Annotated in this window: 16 protein-coding genes and 2 tRNA genes; 6 read left to right on the forward strand and 12 right to left on the reverse strand. The window is 62.9% G+C overall.

Going from position 1 to position 17,291, the window contains the following annotated elements; genetic code table 11:
• The first annotated feature begins 8 nt into the window (after positions 1-8).
• Positions 9-476 (forward strand): recombination regulator RecX, encoded by a 468-nt coding sequence (gene recX / locus NJH59_RS14295; protein WP_043864268.1) that lies wholly within the window; start codon positions 9-11, stop codon positions 474-476.
• Positions 477-529: 53 nt separating this feature from the next.
• Here the strand turns inward: recX and NJH59_RS14300 are convergent, their stop codons facing one another.
• Positions 530-1,648 (reverse strand): LOG family protein, encoded by a 1,119-nt coding sequence (locus tag NJH59_RS14300; RefSeq protein ID WP_043864267.1) that lies wholly within the window; start codon positions 1,646-1,648, stop codon positions 530-532.
• 345 nt (positions 1,649-1,993) lie between these two features.
• A complete protein-coding gene (locus NJH59_RS14305; protein WP_043864266.1) occupies positions 1,994-2,413 on the reverse strand; it encodes a quorum-sensing-regulated virulence factor family protein in 420 nt (139 codons plus the stop codon).
• Positions 2,414-2,659: 246 nt separating this feature from the next.
• Between NJH59_RS14305 and NJH59_RS14310 the strand changes: the two genes are divergently transcribed.
• The 3 genes from NJH59_RS14310 to NJH59_RS14320 all read left to right on the forward strand — a co-directional run bounded on the left by NJH59_RS14310 (position 2,660) and on the right by NJH59_RS14320 (position 4,725).
• Positions 2,660-3,370 carry a tRNA-uridine aminocarboxypropyltransferase gene (locus NJH59_RS14310; RefSeq protein WP_210014256.1) on the forward strand — a complete coding sequence of 237 codons (711 nt, stop codon included), beginning with the start codon at positions 2,660-2,662 and terminating at the stop codon, positions 3,368-3,370.
• A 264-nt stretch (positions 3,371-3,634) separates the two neighbouring features.
• Entirely contained in the window at positions 3,635-4,285 is a 651-nt protein-coding gene (gene erdR, locus NJH59_RS14315; protein ID WP_043864264.1) for a response regulator transcription factor ErdR, read from the forward strand.
• A gap of 77 nt (positions 4,286-4,362) precedes the next feature.
• Positions 4,363-4,725 (forward strand): diacylglycerol kinase, encoded by a 363-nt coding sequence (locus NJH59_RS14320; protein ID WP_054914977.1) that lies wholly within the window; start codon positions 4,363-4,365, stop codon positions 4,723-4,725.
• On the opposite strand, the gene NJH59_RS14325 is transcribed toward NJH59_RS14320, so the two are convergent.
• Positions 4,722-5,648 (reverse strand): LysR family transcriptional regulator, encoded by a 927-nt coding sequence (locus tag NJH59_RS14325; RefSeq protein WP_043864262.1) that lies wholly within the window; start codon positions 5,646-5,648, stop codon positions 4,722-4,724. The genes NJH59_RS14320 and NJH59_RS14325 overlap by 4 nt on opposite strands.
• 121 nt (positions 5,649-5,769) lie before the next feature.
• Between NJH59_RS14325 and fpr the strand changes: the two genes are divergently transcribed.
• The gene (gene fpr / locus NJH59_RS14330) at positions 5,770-6,549 is read left to right on the forward strand and encodes a ferredoxin-NADP reductase (RefSeq protein ID WP_043864261.1); all 780 of its coding nucleotides are present in this window, start codon (positions 5,770-5,772) and stop codon (positions 6,547-6,549) included.
• Between the two features lie 111 nt (positions 6,550-6,660).
• Here fpr and tsaA read toward each other — a convergent pair whose 3' ends face one another.
• The 5 genes from tsaA to rimO form a co-directional block, all read right to left on the reverse strand.
• Positions 6,661-7,356 carry a tRNA (N6-threonylcarbamoyladenosine(37)-N6)-methyltransferase TrmO gene (tsaA, locus tag NJH59_RS14335; protein ID WP_253086910.1) on the reverse strand — a complete coding sequence of 232 codons (696 nt, stop codon included), beginning with the start codon at positions 7,354-7,356 and terminating at the stop codon, positions 6,661-6,663.
• Between the two features lie 7 nt (positions 7,357-7,363).
• Positions 7,364-7,825 carry a DUF1456 family protein gene (locus tag NJH59_RS14340; protein WP_043864260.1) on the reverse strand — a complete coding sequence of 154 codons (462 nt, stop codon included), beginning with the start codon at positions 7,823-7,825 and terminating at the stop codon, positions 7,364-7,366.
• A 41-nt stretch (positions 7,826-7,866) separates the two neighbouring features.
• Positions 7,867-8,577 (reverse strand): rRNA pseudouridine synthase, encoded by a 711-nt coding sequence (locus NJH59_RS14345; protein ID WP_088514533.1) that lies wholly within the window; start codon positions 8,575-8,577, stop codon positions 7,867-7,869.
• Positions 8,578-8,707: 130 nt separating this feature from the next.
• Entirely contained in the window at positions 8,708-9,175 is a 468-nt protein-coding gene (locus tag NJH59_RS14350) for an acetyltransferase (protein ID WP_043864259.1), read from the reverse strand.
• An 89-nt stretch (positions 9,176-9,264) separates the two neighbouring features.
• Positions 9,265-10,602: a 30S ribosomal protein S12 methylthiotransferase RimO gene (rimO, locus tag NJH59_RS14355; protein WP_058541505.1), complete on the reverse strand. Its 1,338-nt coding sequence runs from the start codon at positions 10,600-10,602 to the stop codon at positions 9,265-9,267.
• Positions 10,603-10,869: 267 nt separating this feature from the next.
• Here rimO and NJH59_RS14360 point away from each other — a divergent pair, with 267 nt between their 5' ends.
• Positions 10,870-12,768 (forward strand): potassium transporter Kup, encoded by a 1,899-nt coding sequence (locus NJH59_RS14360; RefSeq protein WP_043864257.1) that lies wholly within the window; start codon positions 10,870-10,872, stop codon positions 12,766-12,768.
• Between the two features lie 74 nt (positions 12,769-12,842).
• Here NJH59_RS14360 and NJH59_RS14365 read toward each other — a convergent pair whose 3' ends face one another.
• The 4 genes from NJH59_RS14365 to NJH59_RS14380 form a co-directional block, all read right to left on the reverse strand.
• Entirely contained in the window at positions 12,843-14,135 is a 1,293-nt protein-coding gene (locus NJH59_RS14365; protein WP_043864256.1) for an AcvB/VirJ family lysyl-phosphatidylglycerol hydrolase, read from the reverse strand.
• Positions 14,135-16,777, reverse strand: a complete 2,643-nt coding sequence (mprF, locus tag NJH59_RS14370) for a bifunctional lysylphosphatidylglycerol flippase/synthetase MprF (RefSeq protein WP_043864255.1) — start codon at positions 16,775-16,777, stop codon at positions 14,135-14,137. Before mprF ends, NJH59_RS14365 begins: the two co-directional genes overlap by 1 nt.
• Positions 16,778-17,001: 224 nt before the next feature.
• Positions 17,002-17,078: transfer RNA gene (locus NJH59_RS14375), tRNA-Met, on the reverse strand.
• Positions 17,079-17,210: 132 nt separating this feature from the next.
• Positions 17,211-17,287, reverse strand: a tRNA-Met gene (locus NJH59_RS14380).
• Positions 17,288-17,291: the final 4 nt, after the last annotated feature.

The raw sequence follows: 17,291 nt of genomic DNA on the forward strand, positions 1-17,291 counted from the left end.
GATAGACCATGTCCGTCGTACTCGATACCCCCGTCGCCGTAAGGCGGACAGCTATGGACCTGCTCGCGCGACGCGAGCATGGTCGTGTCGAGCTGACGCGCAAGTTGCGTCAGCGCGGCGCTGAGCTCGAATTGATCGACCAGGAACTCGACCGTCTGACGGAAGAGGGCCTGCTCAGCGAAGCGCGCTATCTCGAAAGTTTCATCAGTTACCGCTCCCGTTCGGGCTATGGCCCTGCGCGTATCCGTGAAGAGCTCAGTCAGCGCGGTTTGCAGCGTAGTGATATCGAACAGGCCTTGCGTGAGTGCGGCATCGACTGGCAAAGCCTGCTGATCGATGTATGGCAACGCAAGTTTTCCGGGCAACTGCCCTCCGATCCGCGCAGTCGCGCACAGCAAACCCGTTTTCTGGTCTACCGTGGTTTTTCCATGGAGATGGTCGGTCGTGTGCTGAGTGGTCGCAGCCTGGACGATTGAGCGATGGCCGACCCCGAAAGGGGGTAGGCCAGGCATGTTCACGGTGTGGCTTTTCAGGTGACCTTGAGGGGTTCACGTGCCCGTTGCGGGGCTTCATTGTGCTGAGGCTTTGCCCAGTTTTCCGAGCGGTTGATGAAGTCCACCAGCTCTCTCAGGCGGCCCTGATCGCGTCCATTGAAGGCAAAAGCCAGGCGTGACAAGTGGCTGAACTGTGCCTCGTCATGCTCCTCGCCTGCGTAGGCGTGCTGATGGAAGTCGCCACTCAGGCGCAGGTCGGCGAAGGACTGCTGGATGTCGAGCAGGGCCGCTTCGCTGAGCGGGTGGTGTGTGCGAATCACGAACTGGTTCTTCAGCCAGCGGCTGGAGTGGTAGTTGCTGTAGAACTGGTTGATTTCCGCTACCGCATCGTCGGCGTTGTTCACCAGGCGCACCAGCTTCAGGTCGTTCGGCAGGATGTAGCGATTGCCTTCGAGCTGGCGGGTAATGAAGTCCAGTGCATCCTGCCAGAAGGTCCCCCCCGGTGAGTCGAGCAGTACCACCGGCACCAGCGGACTCTTGCCGGTCTGGATCAGTGTCAGCACTTCCAGGGCCTCGTCCAGGGTGCCGAAACCGCCCGGACACAGTACCAGCGCGTCAGCTTCCTTGACGAAGAACAGCTTGCGAATGAAAAAGAAGTGGAACGGCAGCAACTTGTCCGTTCCATCCACCGTGGCATTGGCGTGCTGCTCGAAGGGCAGGGTGATGTTGAAGCCCAGGCAGTTGTCGACGCCTGCGCCTTCGTGAGCCGCAGCCATGATGCCGCCCCCGGCCCCGGTGATCACCATCAGGTCCGAGCGCGCCAGGGTCGCACCCAGCTCGCGGGCCAGGGCATACATGGGGTGTTCGACCGGGGTGCGTGCCGAGCCGAACACGGTGACCTTGCGTCGCCCCTTGTACTGGTGCAGCACACGGAAGGCGTGGTCGAGTTCACGCAGTGCCTGCAGGGTGATCTTGGCGCTCCAGCGGTCGCTGTCATCGTGCGCCATGCGCAACACGGTCAGCATCATGTCCCGATACAGTGGCAGGTTGGGGCTGTTGGGGGCGACCAGGTTGAGCTGTTGTTCGAGGTGGGTCAGGTCGATTGCATTGTTCTTGAAATGGTTGGCTAGCAATTCGTTGGTCTGGTACGGCATTCAACTTCTCCTTTTGCAGCAAAACCTTCGGCCTGGCCGCACATCGGTCAGGCCCCTCTGCTTGTCCGCAAAGTGAAAGGTCCTGGCTATAAATCTAGACCTTGTCGCAGGGTTATGCCGGTGTCGATCGTGGGCTCGCGAGGACGCGGCAGGCAATGGGCTGTACATGATGTTCAGGTGGGAGCCGGGCGGACAAGCCGGGCCCGAACTGCGCAGTACAGGCCAACAACCGGGGCCTGAAGTGACAAGGCCTGTAGTGACCGTGCGTAGAGTACGCGTCACATTCAGGCCTTGATCGCTGAGCTGCGCGCCGATGGCGAGCAGCGGCGCAACAGAGAACGCTGGTTACTTCTTCTTCTGCCCGGAAACGCAACTGGCCTTGTTGAACGACTGGTCGATCACCGGGCGGTTGGTCTTGTACTCGGTGAAACGGTAGGTCAGCACGGCACCGCGGTCCATCAACTGGCGAAAGCCGGTGTTACGGCACACGCTGTCTCCCAGTTGGCCGCGCATGACTTCCGGGTTTTGCTGCATTTTTTGTGCATGGCCGGCGCGAACGCTGAGGTGGTTGATCAACTGGTTGCCTTCGACAGTGTAGCCCTGATCGAGGATGTCTTCGTTGATTGCCCGAGGGGTACCCACGCTGCTTTCCTTGGCGACTTCTTGAAGCTTCTGGTTCAGGGCGTACTCTTGCTTGGAGACGGCATGCGCGCCCAACGGCAGGGCAAGCAACAGGCTCAAGGATGGGGCAATGAAACGCAGCATGAATCTCTCCTGGTTCGATAACTGGCGATTTGACCGGTCATTGCGCGCAGTGTTCCGTCACAGGCGCGATGGCAGTACTGGCAGGTCTGTACAGGCTGGAGATTATAAGGGAGTAGCGCGCAACGCTGCACGGCAAATACGGCCAGTGGAGGCGGGCTCTGGTAAACTGCCGGGGTTTTAGTCTCGCTGAGCCTGCGTCGTGCCCTGCCTTTATTGCCATCCCCATTGCCACCGTTGCGCCCTGTCATGAGCCATGCCGTCTCGCGCCTGCGCGCCGAGCGCCTGGCGCGCAGTGTCAAACCCTTCGTCGCGCGCGGCTCGCGTGCGCCACGCTGTCCCGGCTGCCGGGTAATCCCCGAGTACTGTCTGTGTGCCTGGCGCCCGCGGGTGCAGGCGCACTCGGGCATTTGCCTGCTCATGCATGACACCGAACCCCTCAAGCCTACGAACACGGGCTGGCTGATTGCCGACGTGATCGGTGACACCACGGCGTTTGCCTGGGAGCGCAAGGCGATGGATGCACAGTTGCAGGCGCTGCTCGATGATCCACAGTGGCAGCCCTACATCGTTTTCCCGGGTGAGTTCGTGGCGCCGGAGCGAGTGGTCAGCAGCGTCGCCCCAGCGTCGGGCAAGCGCCCGCTGTTCATTCTGCTGGATGCCACGTGGCCCGAAGCCCGCAAGATGTTTCGCAAAAGCCCGTACCTGGAACGGTTCCCGGTGCTCAATCTGCAGCCTGAACAGATCTCGCGCTACACATTGCGCCGCTCGCGGCGCGACGACCATTTCTGTACCGCTGAAGTGGCAGCCATGTGTCTGGAACTGGCCGATGATCAGCAGGCCTCGCAGGCACTGGATGCCTATCTGGACGTATTCAGCACCCATTATCTGGGTGCCAAGAACAGGCTTGTGCTGGATGAAGACGATGCCGTGCACCAAAAACTGCGGCCCTTCCTATAGTTCAAGGGGCAAGTACGTCACTTTGCTTCATAATGTGTGCACTGGCGCCATGAGCTACGAGACAACCACCGGGCTTTGAACTTGACCACCCGGTCCGGGCTCGGCATCCTTGGCGCCGATTCGGGCACGACGAAGGCTTGAATGCTGTTTTCCTGGCCCCGACGTGCCTTTTTGGCTTCCGGCACTGCCGCCCGATGCCCTTGAGCTGCCCCGCCAGGCGCCCCCACGCTGGCTGCGCCTGCACAGAACAGGATCATTAGATCGATGGCCACATACGAAATCCTGATTGCCGATGACCACCCGCTGTTTCGCAGTGCGCTGCGCCAGGCCGTTACCCTGGGCCTTGGTCCGGACGTTCGACTGGTTGAGGTGGCAAGCATCGCCGAACTGGAAACCCGCCTGGCCGAGAAAAACGACTGGGACCTGGTGCTGCTGGACCTGAACATGCCCGGTGCCTATGGTTTCTCGGGGCTGGTGCTGCTGCGCGGTCAGTATCCGCAAATCCCGGTGGTGATGGTCTCGGCCCAGGAAGAGGCGGCCGTGGTGGTAAAGTCCCGAGAATTCGGTGCCAGTGGTTTTATCCCAAAATCCAGCCCCCTGGAGCAGATTCAGGACGCGGTCAAGAAAGTGCTCGATGGCGATGTCTGGTGGCCGCCGCAAGCCTTCGAGAAGATCGATGTGTCCGCTGAAGCCAAGGCCGCCAGCGAGGGCCTGGCCAGCCTTACCCCACAGCAATTCCGCGTGTTGACCATGGTGTGCGAAGGCCTGCTGAACAAGCAGATTGCCTATGAGCTGAGTGTGTCGGAGGCCACCATCAAGGCCCACGTCACCGCTATCTTCCGCAAGCTGGGCGTGCGTACGCGCACCCAGGCCGCGTTGTTGCTGCAACAATTGGAATCGGTTTCAACGAGTTAAGGCCACTGGCCTTCACGCTTTTTTGACTCGGCGTGCACTAGCCTGCATCGCTCCTCATTGGGTTCAAGTGGCTTTCTATGTCGCCTTTCAAGGGCCAGACCGGCCTTAAACGAGTGTTCAACGCCGCCGGCTATTCGTTCGACGGCCTGCGCGCCGCCTTTACCGGCGAAGCGGCGTTTCGTCAGTTGGTGCTGCTCAACGTGGTACTGATCCCGGTCGCCTTCTGGCTGGATGTAAGCCGTGCCGAACGCGCGATCCTGATCGCGGTGTGCCTGCTGGGGCTGATCGTCGAGCTGCTCAACTCTGCCGTGGAAGCCGCGATCGATCGTATTTCCCTGGACCGCCACCCGTTGTCCAAGAACGCCAAGGACATGGGCAGTGCTGCCCAGTTCGTGGCGTTGAGCATCGTGGCGGTGGTGTGGGCGGTGATTCTGCTCTAGGCAATGTGCGGCAGCACGATTTCGTCGCTGCGTCGTACCCCGGCGGTAAAGTTGCGGCACAACTCCAGAAACTCGCGCATCGCCGAGGTCTGGTACTTCTGCTTGTGCCAGATGAAGTAGAACTGCCGCGCCAGGTCCAGGTCGGGGGTTTCCACCGCCACCAGGCTGCCGCGACGAAACGCATCGCGCAGCGCCAGACGTGAAATGCAGCCGATCCCGAGCCCTGATTCCACCGCGCGTTTGATCGCTTCGGTATGTTCCAGCTCCAGGCGGATGTTGAGTGTCGAGCGATGGTGGCGCATCGCCTGGTCAAAGGTCAGGCGCGTGCCTGAACCCTGCTCGCGCAGAATCCAGGCTTCATGGGTCAGTTCCTCAAGGCTGGCGCGACCCTTGAGCGCCAAGGGGTGCTGCGGCGCGCAGAACACCACCAGTTCGTCCTCGACCCAGGGCTGAACCTCCAGGTCGGGGTGGTTGCAATCGCCTTCTATAAGACCCAGATCAATTTCATAGTGCGCGACCTGATGCACGATATGGGCGGTGTTCTGTACATGCAGTTTGACCTGGCTCTCCGGGTGAACCTGCATGAAGCTGCCGATCAGCAAGGTGGCCAGGTAGTTGCCGATGGTCAGTGTGGCGCCCACTGCCAGAGAGCCGAAGCCGGACTTGCCGTTGAGCAGGTCCTCGATTTCCTTGGCCTGGTCGAGCAGGGCCACGGCCTGGGGCAGCAGCTGGTGCCCCAGTGCATTGAGGCTCAGGCGCTTGCCGGCACGATCGAACAGCTGACAGCTGGATTGCCGTTCAAGCTCGGTGATGGAGGTGCTCGCAGCCGACTGCGACAGCGCCAGTATCCCGGCCGCACGGGAGACGCTCTGGTGTTGCGCGACGGCCACGAAGACCTGAAGTTGACGCAGTGTAAATCGCATATCTATATAACCGATAAGACATATCTTGATAATTCATTTAACAGATATTGTCGCTCGCACTAAACTATCGCGCAATCGCGCTCACGGTCAGCGCTGCGTTATTTTTCAGGAGCCCCCGTACATGAGCAACATGAACCACGAACGTGTCCTCAGTGTTCATCACTGGAACGACACCCTGTTCAGCTTCAAGTGCACCCGCGACCCGGGCCTGCGCTTCGAGAACGGTCAGTTCGTGATGATCGGCCTGCAACAGCCTAACGGCCGCCCGCTCATGCGCGCCTATTCGATCGCCAGCCCTAACTGGGAAGAGCATCTGGAGTTCTTTAGCATCAAGGTGCCGGACGGCCCGCTGACCTCGCAGTTGCAGCACCTGAAGGAAGGCGACGAGATCATCATCAGCAAGAAGCCTACCGGCACCCTGGTGCTGGATGACCTGAACCCGGGCAAGCACCTGTACCTGCTGAGCACCGGCACTGGCCTGGCACCGTTCATGAGCGTCATCCAGGACCCGGAAACCTACGAGCGCTTCGAGAAAGTGATCCTGGTCCACGGTGTGCGCTACGTCAACGAAGTGGCCTATCGCGAGTTCATCACCGAGCACCTGCCGCAGAACGAGTTCTTCGGTGAGGCGCTGCGTGAAAAACTGATCTACTACCCCACCGTCACCCGCGAGCCGTTCGAGAACCAGGGACGCCTGACTGACCTGATGCGCAGCGGCAAACTGTTCAGCGACATCGGCCTGCCGCCGATCAACCCGCAGGACGATCGTGCGATGATCTGCGGTAGCCCGAGCATGCTGGATGAAACCAGCGAAGTCCTGAACAGCTTCGGCCTGAAAGTCTCCGCGCGCATGCGCGAGCCAGGTGACTATCTGATCGAGCGTGCGTTCGTCGAGAAGTAAGCAGGCAGTACCAGTAAAAAACGCAGACCGTGGTCTGCGTTTTTTTTTGCCCTGGATTTGTGGTGCGGCATTCGCCGGCGCTGCGTTCCTGCGACCTCGCGGGCGCCGGCCCTACGCCTCGCGCACCACCTCCAGCACCCGGATCGTATCCAGCTGAGGGTAGTGCCAGCGTACCTCCACATCCCAGAACCTGACCCCGTACACGCGCTCGACCGGGGGCACCTGATAGGCCGGGCGTGGATCCTGTGCCAGGCATTGTTCTATCAGCTCTACCAATGGCTCTGCGAGACGCAGCGCATGCGCATGGGCCTGCTGCAGTGCCGAGTTGCTCCATTGCACCGTGATCGGCGCAGGCGGGGCGCTGGCCATGTGATTGACCGCCCCGGCTACGCTGTCGGCATAGGGTACATAGGGCTTGATATCGATGACCGGCGTGCCGTCCAGCAGGTCGATGCCCGACAGCAGCAGTCGCCCGGCCTCGACGCCCTCCAGCTTCACCACCGACTGCCCGATGCCGTTTGGCCGGTGGGTGGCGCGGGTGGCGAACACGCCCATCGACGTGTTGCCGCCCAGGCGCGGCGGGCGCACCTTCAGGCGCGGCTTCTCTTCCAGGGCCTGATGAAACAGGAACAGCAGCCACACGTGGCTGACCTGCTCTAGCCCGGCAACCGCTTCCCCCTGATCGAAAGGCGATACCAGCTCCAGCACCCCGCGCGCAGCCGGAGCCAGCTGCGGTTGGCGCGGGATGGCGAACTTCTCCTTGAAGCAGGAGCGCACGTAGCCGACCGGCTCGACACTGTAGGCCATGATCGAATCAGCCACGCACTCGCAGGGTCAGGCCCTTGAGGAAGTTGCGCAGCAACTGGTCGCCACAGGGGCGGTAGTTGCTGTTGCCGACCTTGCGGAACAGGGCGCTGAGTTCAGGCTTGGATACCGAAAAATCCGCCGCCTTGAGAATGGCATGCAGGTCGTCTTCCTTGAGCTCGAAGGCCACCCGCAGTTTTTTCAGGATGATGTTGTTGGTGACCGGCAGTTCGACCGGCAGAGGCGGGCGGCTCTCGTCGCGACCACGCTTGAACACCACCAGGCCATCGAGAAAATGCGCGATGACCTCATCCGGGCAGCGCACGAAGCCTTCTTCCTCGTCTTTTTTCAGGTAGCTGGCAATGTCGGCATCGCTGACGTCAAAACCGTTGATGCGGGTGATCTCTGCCAGTTTGGCATCGCTGATATCCAGCATGTAGCGCAGGCTGCGCAGCACATCGTTGTGAATCATTGGACAATCCTGATCAAGTGGCAACGCCCGAGTGGCGAGGCCTAGAATTTTTCTTTGCTGGACAGGTAGCGCCACTGGCCCAGCGGCAGCTTGCTCATGGCCACGCCGCCCAGGCGGATACGGCGCATGCTGACCACGCTGACACCGACACTGCGGCACAGCAGTTCGATCAGCCCCGGCGTCGGGTTTTTCAGCACCATGCGCAGGCGCGTCTCGTTCTGCCAGCTGGCCTTGATGCGGGGCAATTCCTGGCCCTTCCAGGTGAAACCGCGGTTAAGGCGTTCGAGGCCATGGGCAACCATCTCGCCGCTGACCTCGACCACATACTCCTGCTCCAGCTTGGCCAGGTCCGAGGTGACCTTGCGCACGGCACGCCAGTCCTGGCTGTACACCTGCAGGCCGCTGGCGCCCTGTTGCAGCTCGGCGACGCAGGTCAGCCGGGCAAAGTGGCCCTTGAGCGGGCGATGCCCTTCGGCGTGGGCCTCGGACAAGGTGGCCGGGGTCATGCTCAGGCGAGCGCTTTCGCTGTCCTGGTCGGCGGCCTGGTGCAGCAGCAGGGTTACCGGTTCCAGGGCTTCGGCCTTGGCGCCCGGCAGCAGGGCGACGACCTGGCCGTCGACCTTGAGCTGTGGCTCGTCGACGACGTTGCCGTCAACGGTCACCCAACCGCCTTCGATATAGAGTTCGGCCTCCCGTCGGGAGCAGCCGACCAGTTCGATAAGGCGTTTGGAAAGACGAATGGGTTCAGACATGACGGCGGCCGTGGCACAGGGAAAGGCGCCCATTGTAACCGCCCGGGCGAGCGAAGGCCCGGCTACATTCGTGCCGGGCGGCTATTAATGCCGTGAGGGGATGATTTTCGGATCGGCCTTACAGCGTCCTTCAGCCCGTGCTCGCAGACTGTGTACGACCTAGCCTGAGGTGAAGCAGGGGGTAGGGTTTGCCCATGCCGTCCTTTTCCGAGCGCCCGATGACTTCGAAGCCTTGGCTGGCATAGAAGCCGATGGCCTGGGGATTCTGCTCGTTGACGTCGAGCTCATCGGCGTTCAGCTCATTGATGGCATGCCGCAGCAACTGCTTGCCGATGCCCTGACCGCGATACTGCGGGTCGACGAACAGCATTTCGACACGCCCGGCCGCTACACCGGCAAAGCCGGTGATGCGTTGCTGGCTGTCCTTGCAGCAGATCAGCATCACTGCATCCAGGTACTTGGGCACCAGTTCACGCAGCAGCACGATGTAGCTGTCGGGGAGAAAATCGTGGGTGGCACGTACCGAGGCTTCCCATACCTGCAGCAGGCGAGGGTAGTCGTGGGGGCTAGGGGTTTGCACGGTGGAATGCGCGCGCATCGCAGGGTCTCCTGGGGTGTCCGTACTGGACACGATAGTCCAATAAAAAGCCCCGCCATGATGGCAGGGCTTTTCCAGGCCGCAAAGCGTCAGACAGGCTCGGCCCACAGGTCGTATTCGTCGGCATCGGTGACGACGCACCAGACCTTGTCCCCCGGCTTGAAGCCGTGGTCGCCGTCGATGAACACATTGCCGTCGATCTCCGGGGCGTCGAAGAAGCTGCGGCCCACCGAGCCCTGCTCCTCCACTTCGTCGATCAGCACTTCGATGCGCTTGCCGATGCGCAGTTGCAGGCGTGCGCTGCTGATGGCCTGCTGGTGGGCCATGAAGCGATCCCAGCGGTCCTGCTTGACGTCATCAGGAACCACGGGCAGGTCCAGGTCGTTGGCCGGTGCGCCTTCGACGGGCGAGTACTGGAAGCAGCCGACGCGGTCGAGCTGGGCTTCGGTGAGCCAGTCGAGCAGGTACTGGAAGTCTTCCTCGGTCTCGCCGGGGAAGCCGACGATGAAGGTGGAGCGGATGATCAGCTCCGGGCACTGTTCGCGCCATTTCTTGATGCGTGCCAGGGTCTTGTCTTCGAAGGCAGGACGCTTCATCGACTTGAGCACTTTGGGGCTGGCGTGCTGGAACGGGATGTCCAGGTACGGCAGCAGCTTGCCGGCGGCCATCAGCGGGATCACGTCATCGACGTTCGGGTACGGGTACACATAGTGCAGGCGCACCCACACGCCCAGGCTGCTGAGCGCTTCGCACAGCTCGAGCATGCGCGTCTTGACCGGCCGGCCGTTCCAGAAGTCGGTCTTGTACTTGACGTCGACGCCGTAGGCGCTGGTGTCCTGGGAGATCACCAGCAGCTCCTTGACGCCGGCCTTGACCAGGCGCTCGGCCTCGCTCAGCACCTCGCCCACCGGGCGGCTGACCAGCTTGCCACGCATCGACGGAATGATGCAGAAGCTGCAGGTGTGGTTGCAGCCTTCGGAAATCTTCAGGTAGGCGTAGTGACGCGGGGTCAGCTTGACACCCTGGGGCGGCACCAGATCGATCAGCGGATTGTGGTCCTGACGTGGTGGCACCACTTCGTGCACGGCGTTGACTACCTGCTCGTACTGCTGCGGCCCGGACACCGACAACACGCTGGGGTGCACGTCGCGAATGTTGTTGGCGTCGACACCCATGCAGCCGGTAACGATGACCTTGCCGTTTTCCTTGATGGCCTCGCCGATCACTTCCAGCGATTCGGCCTTGGCCGAGTCGATGAAGCCACAGGTGTTGACCACCACCACGTCGGCATCCTCGTAGGTGGGCACGACTTCATAGCCTTCCATGCGCAGCTGGGTCAGGATGCGCTCGGAATCGACCAGGGCTTTGGGGCAACCCAGGGAAACGAAGCCGACCTTTGGCGTGGTGGGCGTGGCGGTGGTGGACATGGTTAACCTCGGTGTAGAGGGGCTGCTTGGCACGCGAAGGTGGCAGCCCTGACGGGCGCTTTGGGGCGCCTCTGATCAAAAAGTGCGCAATTCTAGCGAGGCACAACGCGCTTGACTAGCAGAAATGCGACGAACGCTGCGCTATGCTTCGCGCCATCGCTCCCGCGTCGTTCAGCGCTGCGTTCGGCACGCTGCGACGGGTTGCAAAAATGATAGCGCCTGGCGCGAATTTCGCCGGCCTCTGGGTCTTGGTTGCGGGAGTGGTTGATGGTTCAGGCAAGCAGTCAGGCCAATGCCGGGCATACGGCGGCAAAGCCGCTGAGCCTGCTGGTGGCGGCAGTCGGGGTGGTATACGGCGATATCGGTACCAGCCCCTTGTATACCCTCAAGGAAGTCTTCTCCGGCGGCTACGGGGTGCCGGTCAACCATGATGGTGTGCTGGGCATCCTGGCGTTGATCCTGTGGTCGCTGATCTGGGTGGTGTCGATCAAGTACGTGCTGTTCATCCTGCGCGCGGACAACCAGGGGGAGGGTGGCATCATGGCCCTGACCGCGCTGGCCCGACGAGCGGCTGCACCTTATCCCAGGTTGCGTGCGCTGCTGGTGGTGTTCGGCTTGTTCGGTGCGGCGCTGTTCTATGGCGACAGCATGATCACCCCGGCGATTTCGGTGCTGTCGGCGGTCGAAGGCATGCAACTGGCGTTCGATGGCATCGATCACTGGGTGATACCGGTGGCGCTGGTCGTGCTGGTGGCGCTGTTTCTGATCCAGAAGCACGGTACCGCGCGCATCGGCATTCTGTTCGGGCCGGTGATGGTGGCCTGGTTCGTGGTGCTGGCGGCCCTGGGCGTGCACGGCATCGTCCAGCGCCCCGAAGTGCTGCAGGCGCTCAACCCGATCTGGGCCGTGCGCTTCTTCATCGTCCACCCCGGCATGGGCGTGGCGATTCTGGGCGCCGTGGTGCTGGCGCTGACCGGGGCCGAGGCCTTGTACGCCGACATGGGGCATTTTGGCCGCAAACCGATCGCGCGGGCCTGGTTCGCGCTGGTGCTGCCGGCGCTGGTGCTCAACTATTTCGGTCAGGGCGCATTGCTGCTGGAGAACCCCGAAGCGGCACGCAACCCGTTCTACCTGCTGGCCCCCGGCTGGGCGCTGGTGCCGCTGGTCGGGCTGGCCACCCTGGCCACCGTGATCGCTTCCCAGGCGGTGATTTCCGGGGCCTTCTCCCTCACCCGCCAGGCCATCCAGCTTGGTTATGTGCCGCGCATGCAGATCCAGCACACCTCCAGCGACGAGCAGGGGCAGATCTACATCGGGGCGGTCAACTGGTCGCTGATGGTCGGGGTGATCCTGCTGGTGCTTGGCTTCGAGTCCTCCGGCGCGCTGGCGTCGGCCTATGGCGTCGCGGTAACCGGGACCATGCTGATCACCACCATCCTGGTTTCGGCGGTGATGTTGCTGCTGTGGAAGTGGCCACCGCTGCTGGCGGTACCGGTACTGCTGGGCTTTCTGTTCGTCGACGGGCTGTTCTTTGCCGCCAACGTGCCCAAGGTGCTGCAGGGTGGGGCATTCCCGGTGCTGGCAGGGATTGCGCTGTTCATCCTGATGACCACCTGGAAGCGCGGCAAGCAGATCCTGGTGGAGCGCCTGGATGAGGGCGCGTTGCCATTGCCGGTGTTCATCGCCAGCATCCGCGTGCAGCCGCCGCACCGTGTGGAAGGTACGGCGGTGTTCCTGACCGCACGTTCGGACGCGGTGCCCCATGCGCTGCTGCACAACATGCTGCACAACCAGGTGCTGCACCGCCAGGTGGTGTTGCTCACCGTGGTCAACGAGGATTCACCGCGGGTACCGCCACAGCGGCGTTTCGAGGTGGAGGGGTATGGCGAGGGGTTCTACCGGGTGATCCTGCATTTCGGCTTCATGGACGAGCCGGACGTGCCGGCGGCGTTGAAGCTGTGTCACCTGGACGAGCTGGATTTCAGCCCCATGCGCACCACCTACTTCCTCAGCCGCGAGACGGTGATCGCATCCAAGCTGGTGGGCATGTCGCGCTGGCGTGGGGTGCTGTTTGCCTTCCTGCTGAAGAATGCCAACGGCAACCTGAGGTTCTTCAACCTGCCATTGAACCGGGTGATCGAGCTGGGTACGCAGGTGGAGATCTAGCGGGGCCTTTCGCCGCCAAGGCGGCTCCTGCAGGATGCGATCCGTTGCAGGAGCCGGCCTTGCCGGCGAGGCTTCTACTGTTCAGCGACGCTGGACTTTCCCTGGCGCGTTTCGATCTCGCTGATCAGGCGCTTGGCCAGGGCCGGGTAGTTTTCGTCGAAGTGGTGCCCGCCGGGCAGCTTCACGCGCTCACCCACGGCGGTATGGTCGGTGCAGCCGCTTTCATCGGCCTCTTCTTCACCATAGATGCACAGCACCTTGCTCGGCGGCATCCTGGCCATCTCAGGCCCGGTTGGCGCCTCTTTGCCGGCATTGCCCAGCCAGCCCTCGACCTCGATCTCGAAACTGCCACTGCGCGCGAACGCCAGCAGAATCACCGCATCGATGCGCTTCTGGTCTTCGGGTGGCAAGCGGTTGTAGATCGCCGGCAGCACGTCGGCACCGAATGAATAGCCGGTCAGTACGAAGCGTTTGGTGCCCCACTTCTGGCGGTAGTGCTGCATCAGCTCGGACAGGTCGACTGCGCTCTGCTCCGGTGTCTTGTGCTGCCAGTAGTAGCGCAGGGTATCGATGCCCACCACCGGGTAGCCCAGCTTGGCCATCTCGCCCGCCACGTCGCGGTCAAGGTCGCGCCAGCCGCCATCGCCGGACAGGAACAGCGTCACGGTGTCGGTGGTCTGGCCGGCCGGTACCTCCACCACCGGAATGCTCAATGCATTGCCATCCACGCCCAGCAGGGCCTGGGTCAGCTGGGCCTTGAGCACCTGGGGCAGGTGGATGTCGTAATCGCTGATGCTGGTCTGTGCATTGGCCTGGTCGCGCACGAAGGCGGCGCTGGCGTCATCCGGGTTGTCGTTCCAGGCCACGTTCCAGTGACCATGGGCGGCCGACTTGGGCAGCGCGGCGCTGCAGCCGGGCTGCTCGATGCTGAACCCCACGGAGATGGCCTGGGCCTTGTCGTTGGTCTGCCCGGCCAGCCAGCTCCAGGCCAGCCCGGCTCCCGGGCCGATGCCGGCAACCAGCGTCGGCGTGCCCTGCAACTGTTGCAAGGCCTGCTGCAGCGCCTGCTGCTGCAGGTTGCAGTCGCTCGGCGGCAGGATCACCTGTACCAGCTGGGCGCGGGCACTCTGGCTCAGGTCGATCAGTTGCTTGTCGCTCAGGGCCTGGTCCTGCGGCACGGCCACGGCCACCAGGTCCTTGCCTCGCGTGCTTGGGGTAACCCGCACCAGGCTGCTGCCATCGGCCAGGGTCAAATGTTCAAGGTGCGGTTGCGGGGCAGGGCGGGCCCACAGCCAGAAGCCCAGGGCCGCCGCGAGCAGGGCCAGCACCAGGGCGGCCAGTACATGAAGCCAGTAGCGTCGAATCATCAGCGTTTCACCAATCCGGTCAGGCCGCCTGCAATCAGGGCGGCAGTATCGGCCAGGGCCACCAGGGGATCGAGCCCGGCGGGTACGGCCATGTAACGGGGTTCCCAGTCAGGCTGGAACTTGTCTTTGAAGCGGCGCAGGCCCTGGAAGTTGTACAGTTGCTCGCCGCGCTGGAACACCATCGAGCCCAGGCGCTGGGTCAGAGGTGCGCCGCGACGCGGCTGCAGCCCGGACAACGGCACCATGCCGAGGCTGAAGCGCGCATATCCATGCGTCTTGTAGTGTTGGATCAGGCCGATCATCAGAAACTCCATGGTCAGCTTTGGTGCTTGCGGGTGCGCGCGCATCAGGTCCAGGCTGGCCAGCTCGCGGCTGTGGGTTTCGAGCAGGTTGGCAAAGGCCACCGGCTGGCCCTGGAAGCGAATCAGCGCGATGCGGAAGTGCTGCAGGTACTCTGCGCTGAAGCGGCCCAGCGAAAAGCCTTTTTCGCGCACGTTCTTGCCTTCGAGCCAGGCATCGGAAATCACCTTCAGTTCCTCGAGCGGGGCTTGCCCGGGCTCGTGGATCTCCAGGCTCAGGCCGTCGCGCCCGCCGCGGTTCCAGGTATAGCGCAGGTCTTTCATCTCCTTGCCCTTGGCGTCGAGGTCGAAGCGCAGCAGGTCCACGCGGGCCTCTTCGCCCAGCTTGATCGCGGTCAGGCCGATGTCCATGTAGAAGGGCAGGTTCTCGGCACGCACCTGGTAGAACACCGGTCGAGCGTGATGGATATCGCACAGGTCGCGAAACTGCCAGATCATCTCGGCGCGGCGCTGGGCCGGGCCGATCGGGTCGTACAGCGCCACCAGGCTGCGCCCGCGGCGGGCGTACATCAGGAAGGCGTCATCCTGAGGGTGGAACAGCAACGCCTTGTCGCCGGTCAGCGCCAGGCCGCCATCGGGCTGGTCGGAGCTCTGCAGGATGCGGTTGGCCCGTTGCAGCTCGTCACCTGTAGGCAGGTGGATGGTCGGGCGTGCGGTACGCAGCAGCCAGGTCAGTGCAACGATCACCAGCAGTACCGCGCTACCGAGCAATGAGCGCAGCCCGCGCGGGGCATCGGCGTCCAGGGTGAACTGCCACCACAGCTGGTGGCTGTAGGGCACGTCCTGGTAGGCGAACAGCAGCAGCCACACCGACGCGCCGATCACGCAGGCACTGGCCACCACGTAGACCGGCGAGAAGGGCAGCTCGAGCAGTCGGCTGGGCCGGTAGAACGAACCGCGGAACACTGCCAGCAGGCAGGCGGTAAACGTCAGCAGGCTGGCCTCTTCCCAGTCGAAGCCCTTTAGCAGCGACAGCAGGGCGCCGACCAGCAGCAGCACGGTGGTGAGTATCCAGGCTGCCGACAGGCGCCGCCGCAGGCCCTGGGCCAGCAGCAGGCACAGCACGCCGATCAGGCTGGCGCCGAAGTGCGAGGCATCGATCAAGCGGTGCGGCACCAGGAAACCCAGGTGCTCCAGGCGCGTGTCGATTTCAGGCGTGGCCCCGGAGAACAACAGCACCACGCCCGACAGGAACACCAGAATCGCCAGTACCGGTGCGGCAAGCCCGGAGGCCACCTTCATGGCCTGGCGCGCGAACAGAAAGCGCTTGGCTTCGCTGGCCAGCAGGACCACGCAGGCCACCAGCAGCGGCAGCACGACATAGATCAGGCGGTACAGCAGCAGCGCAGCGGCAAGTGGCGCTGCCCCCAGCTGGTCGGCGAAGGCGGCCAGCAGGATGGCCTCAAAGACCCCGACCCCGCCGGGCACGTGGCTGAGCACACCGGCAGCCAGGGCCAGCAGGTACACCAGCAGGAACGCACCGAAGGGCGGAGCCTCGGGCAGCAGCAGGTACAGCACCGTGGCGGCGGCGGCCACGTCCAGTGCGGTGATCAGCAACTGCAGCAAGGTCAGGCGCGCGCCCGGCAGGCGCAGTGTGCGTCGGCGTATGCGTACCAGCAGGTTGTCGGCCAGCGGCTGTTCCGGCAGTCGACGCCGGTACAGCCCGTAGGCCAGGGCCATGCTCAGGCCCAGTACCGCGACGGCGATGGCTGCCAGTACCGGGGCCGGCGTGCGCAGCGCCATGGCCGCGGCGGGCAGGTTGCTCAGGGTGGCCAGCGCTGCCAGCGGCGGCAGCGCGCAGCCCAGCGACAGGCTGGCAAACAGCGTCATGCGGGCCACTTCGGCACCGCCTATGCCGTGGCGGGCGTACAACCGGTAACGCACCGAGCCGCCGGACAGCAGCGACAACCCGATCGCGTTGCCGATGGCGAATGCACAGAAGCCGCCCATGGCCAGGGTGGCTGAAGGCAGCCGGACCCCGGCATAACGGCTGGCTGACCATTCATAGCCCAGCAGGATGACAAAGCCTGCGACCGTGGCCAGCAGTGCACCGGCCAGGGCGGGCTTGGGCACACTCAGCAGCGAATCGTGCAGGGCATAGATATCCAGCTCGCTGAGCAGATGGCGACAGGCAATCAGGGCGATGCCGAACAGTAGCAGGGTGACCGCCAGGCCGATCGGCTGACGATACCGGCTGAGCAGTTCCAGCCAGCGCAGGCGATGCGGGGCGATGGGCTGGGCGGCGCTAACGGGGGTTTCTGCTTCGGGCGTTTGTGGGCGCATCAATCACCTTTTTGGATTGCGCGCGACTGGACGATGTATCCGACCAAGTTACCAATCCCTATGGAAAAATAATGTCTGAATCTTACTCGCGATCATGCCGATCCGCGCCCATCAGGATAGTTAAAGAAGTTTCATGCTGCCGCAAGGGCATGGAGAGGAGGGGAAGGTACTTTTCGCCAGACGCAAAAAAGGCCACTTTTTTCAAAGTGGCCTTTTCTGTTGTTTGGTTGCGGGAGCCGGATTTGAACCGACGACCTTCGGGTTATGAGCCCGACGAGCTACCAGACTGCTCCATCCCGCGTCTGTGGGGCGGATTCTACAGCGTATGGAGATGCTGTCAATGCTTAATTGTTGATTTACAACAAAAACCTGCTATGGGCCAAACAGCGCCCAACAAAAAAGGCCACTTTTTCAAGTGGCCTTCTCTGATGTTTGGTTGCGGGAGCCGGATTTGAACCGACGACCTTCGGGTTATGAGCCCGACGAGCTACCAGACTGCTCCATCCCGCGTCTG

Source organism: Pseudomonas sp. VE 267-6A (genome assembly GCF_024126555.1).
Lineage (GTDB): Bacteria > Pseudomonadota > Gammaproteobacteria > Pseudomonadales > Pseudomonadaceae > Aquipseudomonas > Aquipseudomonas palmensis.

Coding starts and splice junctions, on each gene's coding strand:
- NJH59_RS14345 (WP_088514533.1), bottom strand. CDS start 8,577: ATGTCTGAACCCATTCGTCTTTCCAAACGCCTTATCGAACTGGTCGGC.
- NJH59_RS14360 (WP_043864257.1), top strand. CDS start 10,870: ATGGTTCAGGCAAGCAGTCAGGCCAATGCCGGGCATACGGCGGCAAAG.
- NJH59_RS14305 (WP_043864266.1), bottom strand. CDS start 2,413: ATGCTGCGTTTCATTGCCCCATCCTTGAGCCTGTTGCTTGCCCTGCCG.
- rimO (WP_058541505.1), bottom strand. CDS start 10,602: ATGTCCACCACCGCCACGCCCACCACGCCAAAGGTCGGCTTCGTTTCC.
- NJH59_RS14350 (WP_043864259.1), bottom strand. CDS start 9,175: ATGCGCGCGCATTCCACCGTGCAAACCCCTAGCCCCCACGACTACCCT.
- NJH59_RS14325 (WP_043864262.1), bottom strand. CDS start 5,648: ATGCGATTTACACTGCGTCAACTTCAGGTCTTCGTGGCCGTCGCGCAA.
- erdR (WP_043864264.1), top strand. CDS start 3,635: ATGGCCACATACGAAATCCTGATTGCCGATGACCACCCGCTGTTTCGC.
- recX (WP_043864268.1), top strand. CDS start 9: ATGTCCGTCGTACTCGATACCCCCGTCGCCGTAAGGCGGACAGCTATG.
- NJH59_RS14340 (WP_043864260.1), bottom strand. CDS start 7,825: ATGATTCACAACGATGTGCTGCGCAGCCTGCGCTACATGCTGGATATC.
- NJH59_RS14300 (WP_043864267.1), bottom strand. CDS start 1,648: ATGCCGTACCAGACCAACGAATTGCTAGCCAACCATTTCAAGAACAAT.
- tsaA (WP_253086910.1), bottom strand. CDS start 7,356: ATGGCCTACAGTGTCGAGCCGGTCGGCTACGTGCGCTCCTGCTTCAAG.
- NJH59_RS14310 (WP_210014256.1), top strand. CDS start 2,660: ATGAGCCATGCCGTCTCGCGCCTGCGCGCCGAGCGCCTGGCGCGCAGT.
- NJH59_RS14365 (WP_043864256.1), bottom strand. CDS start 14,135: ATGATTCGACGCTACTGGCTTCATGTACTGGCCGCCCTGGTGCTGGCC.
- fpr (WP_043864261.1), top strand. CDS start 5,770: ATGAGCAACATGAACCACGAACGTGTCCTCAGTGTTCATCACTGGAAC.
- NJH59_RS14320 (WP_054914977.1), top strand. CDS start 4,363: ATGTCGCCTTTCAAGGGCCAGACCGGCCTTAAACGAGTGTTCAACGCC.
- mprF (WP_043864255.1), bottom strand. CDS start 16,777: ATGCGCCCACAAACGCCCGAAGCAGAAACCCCCGTTAGCGCCGCCCAG.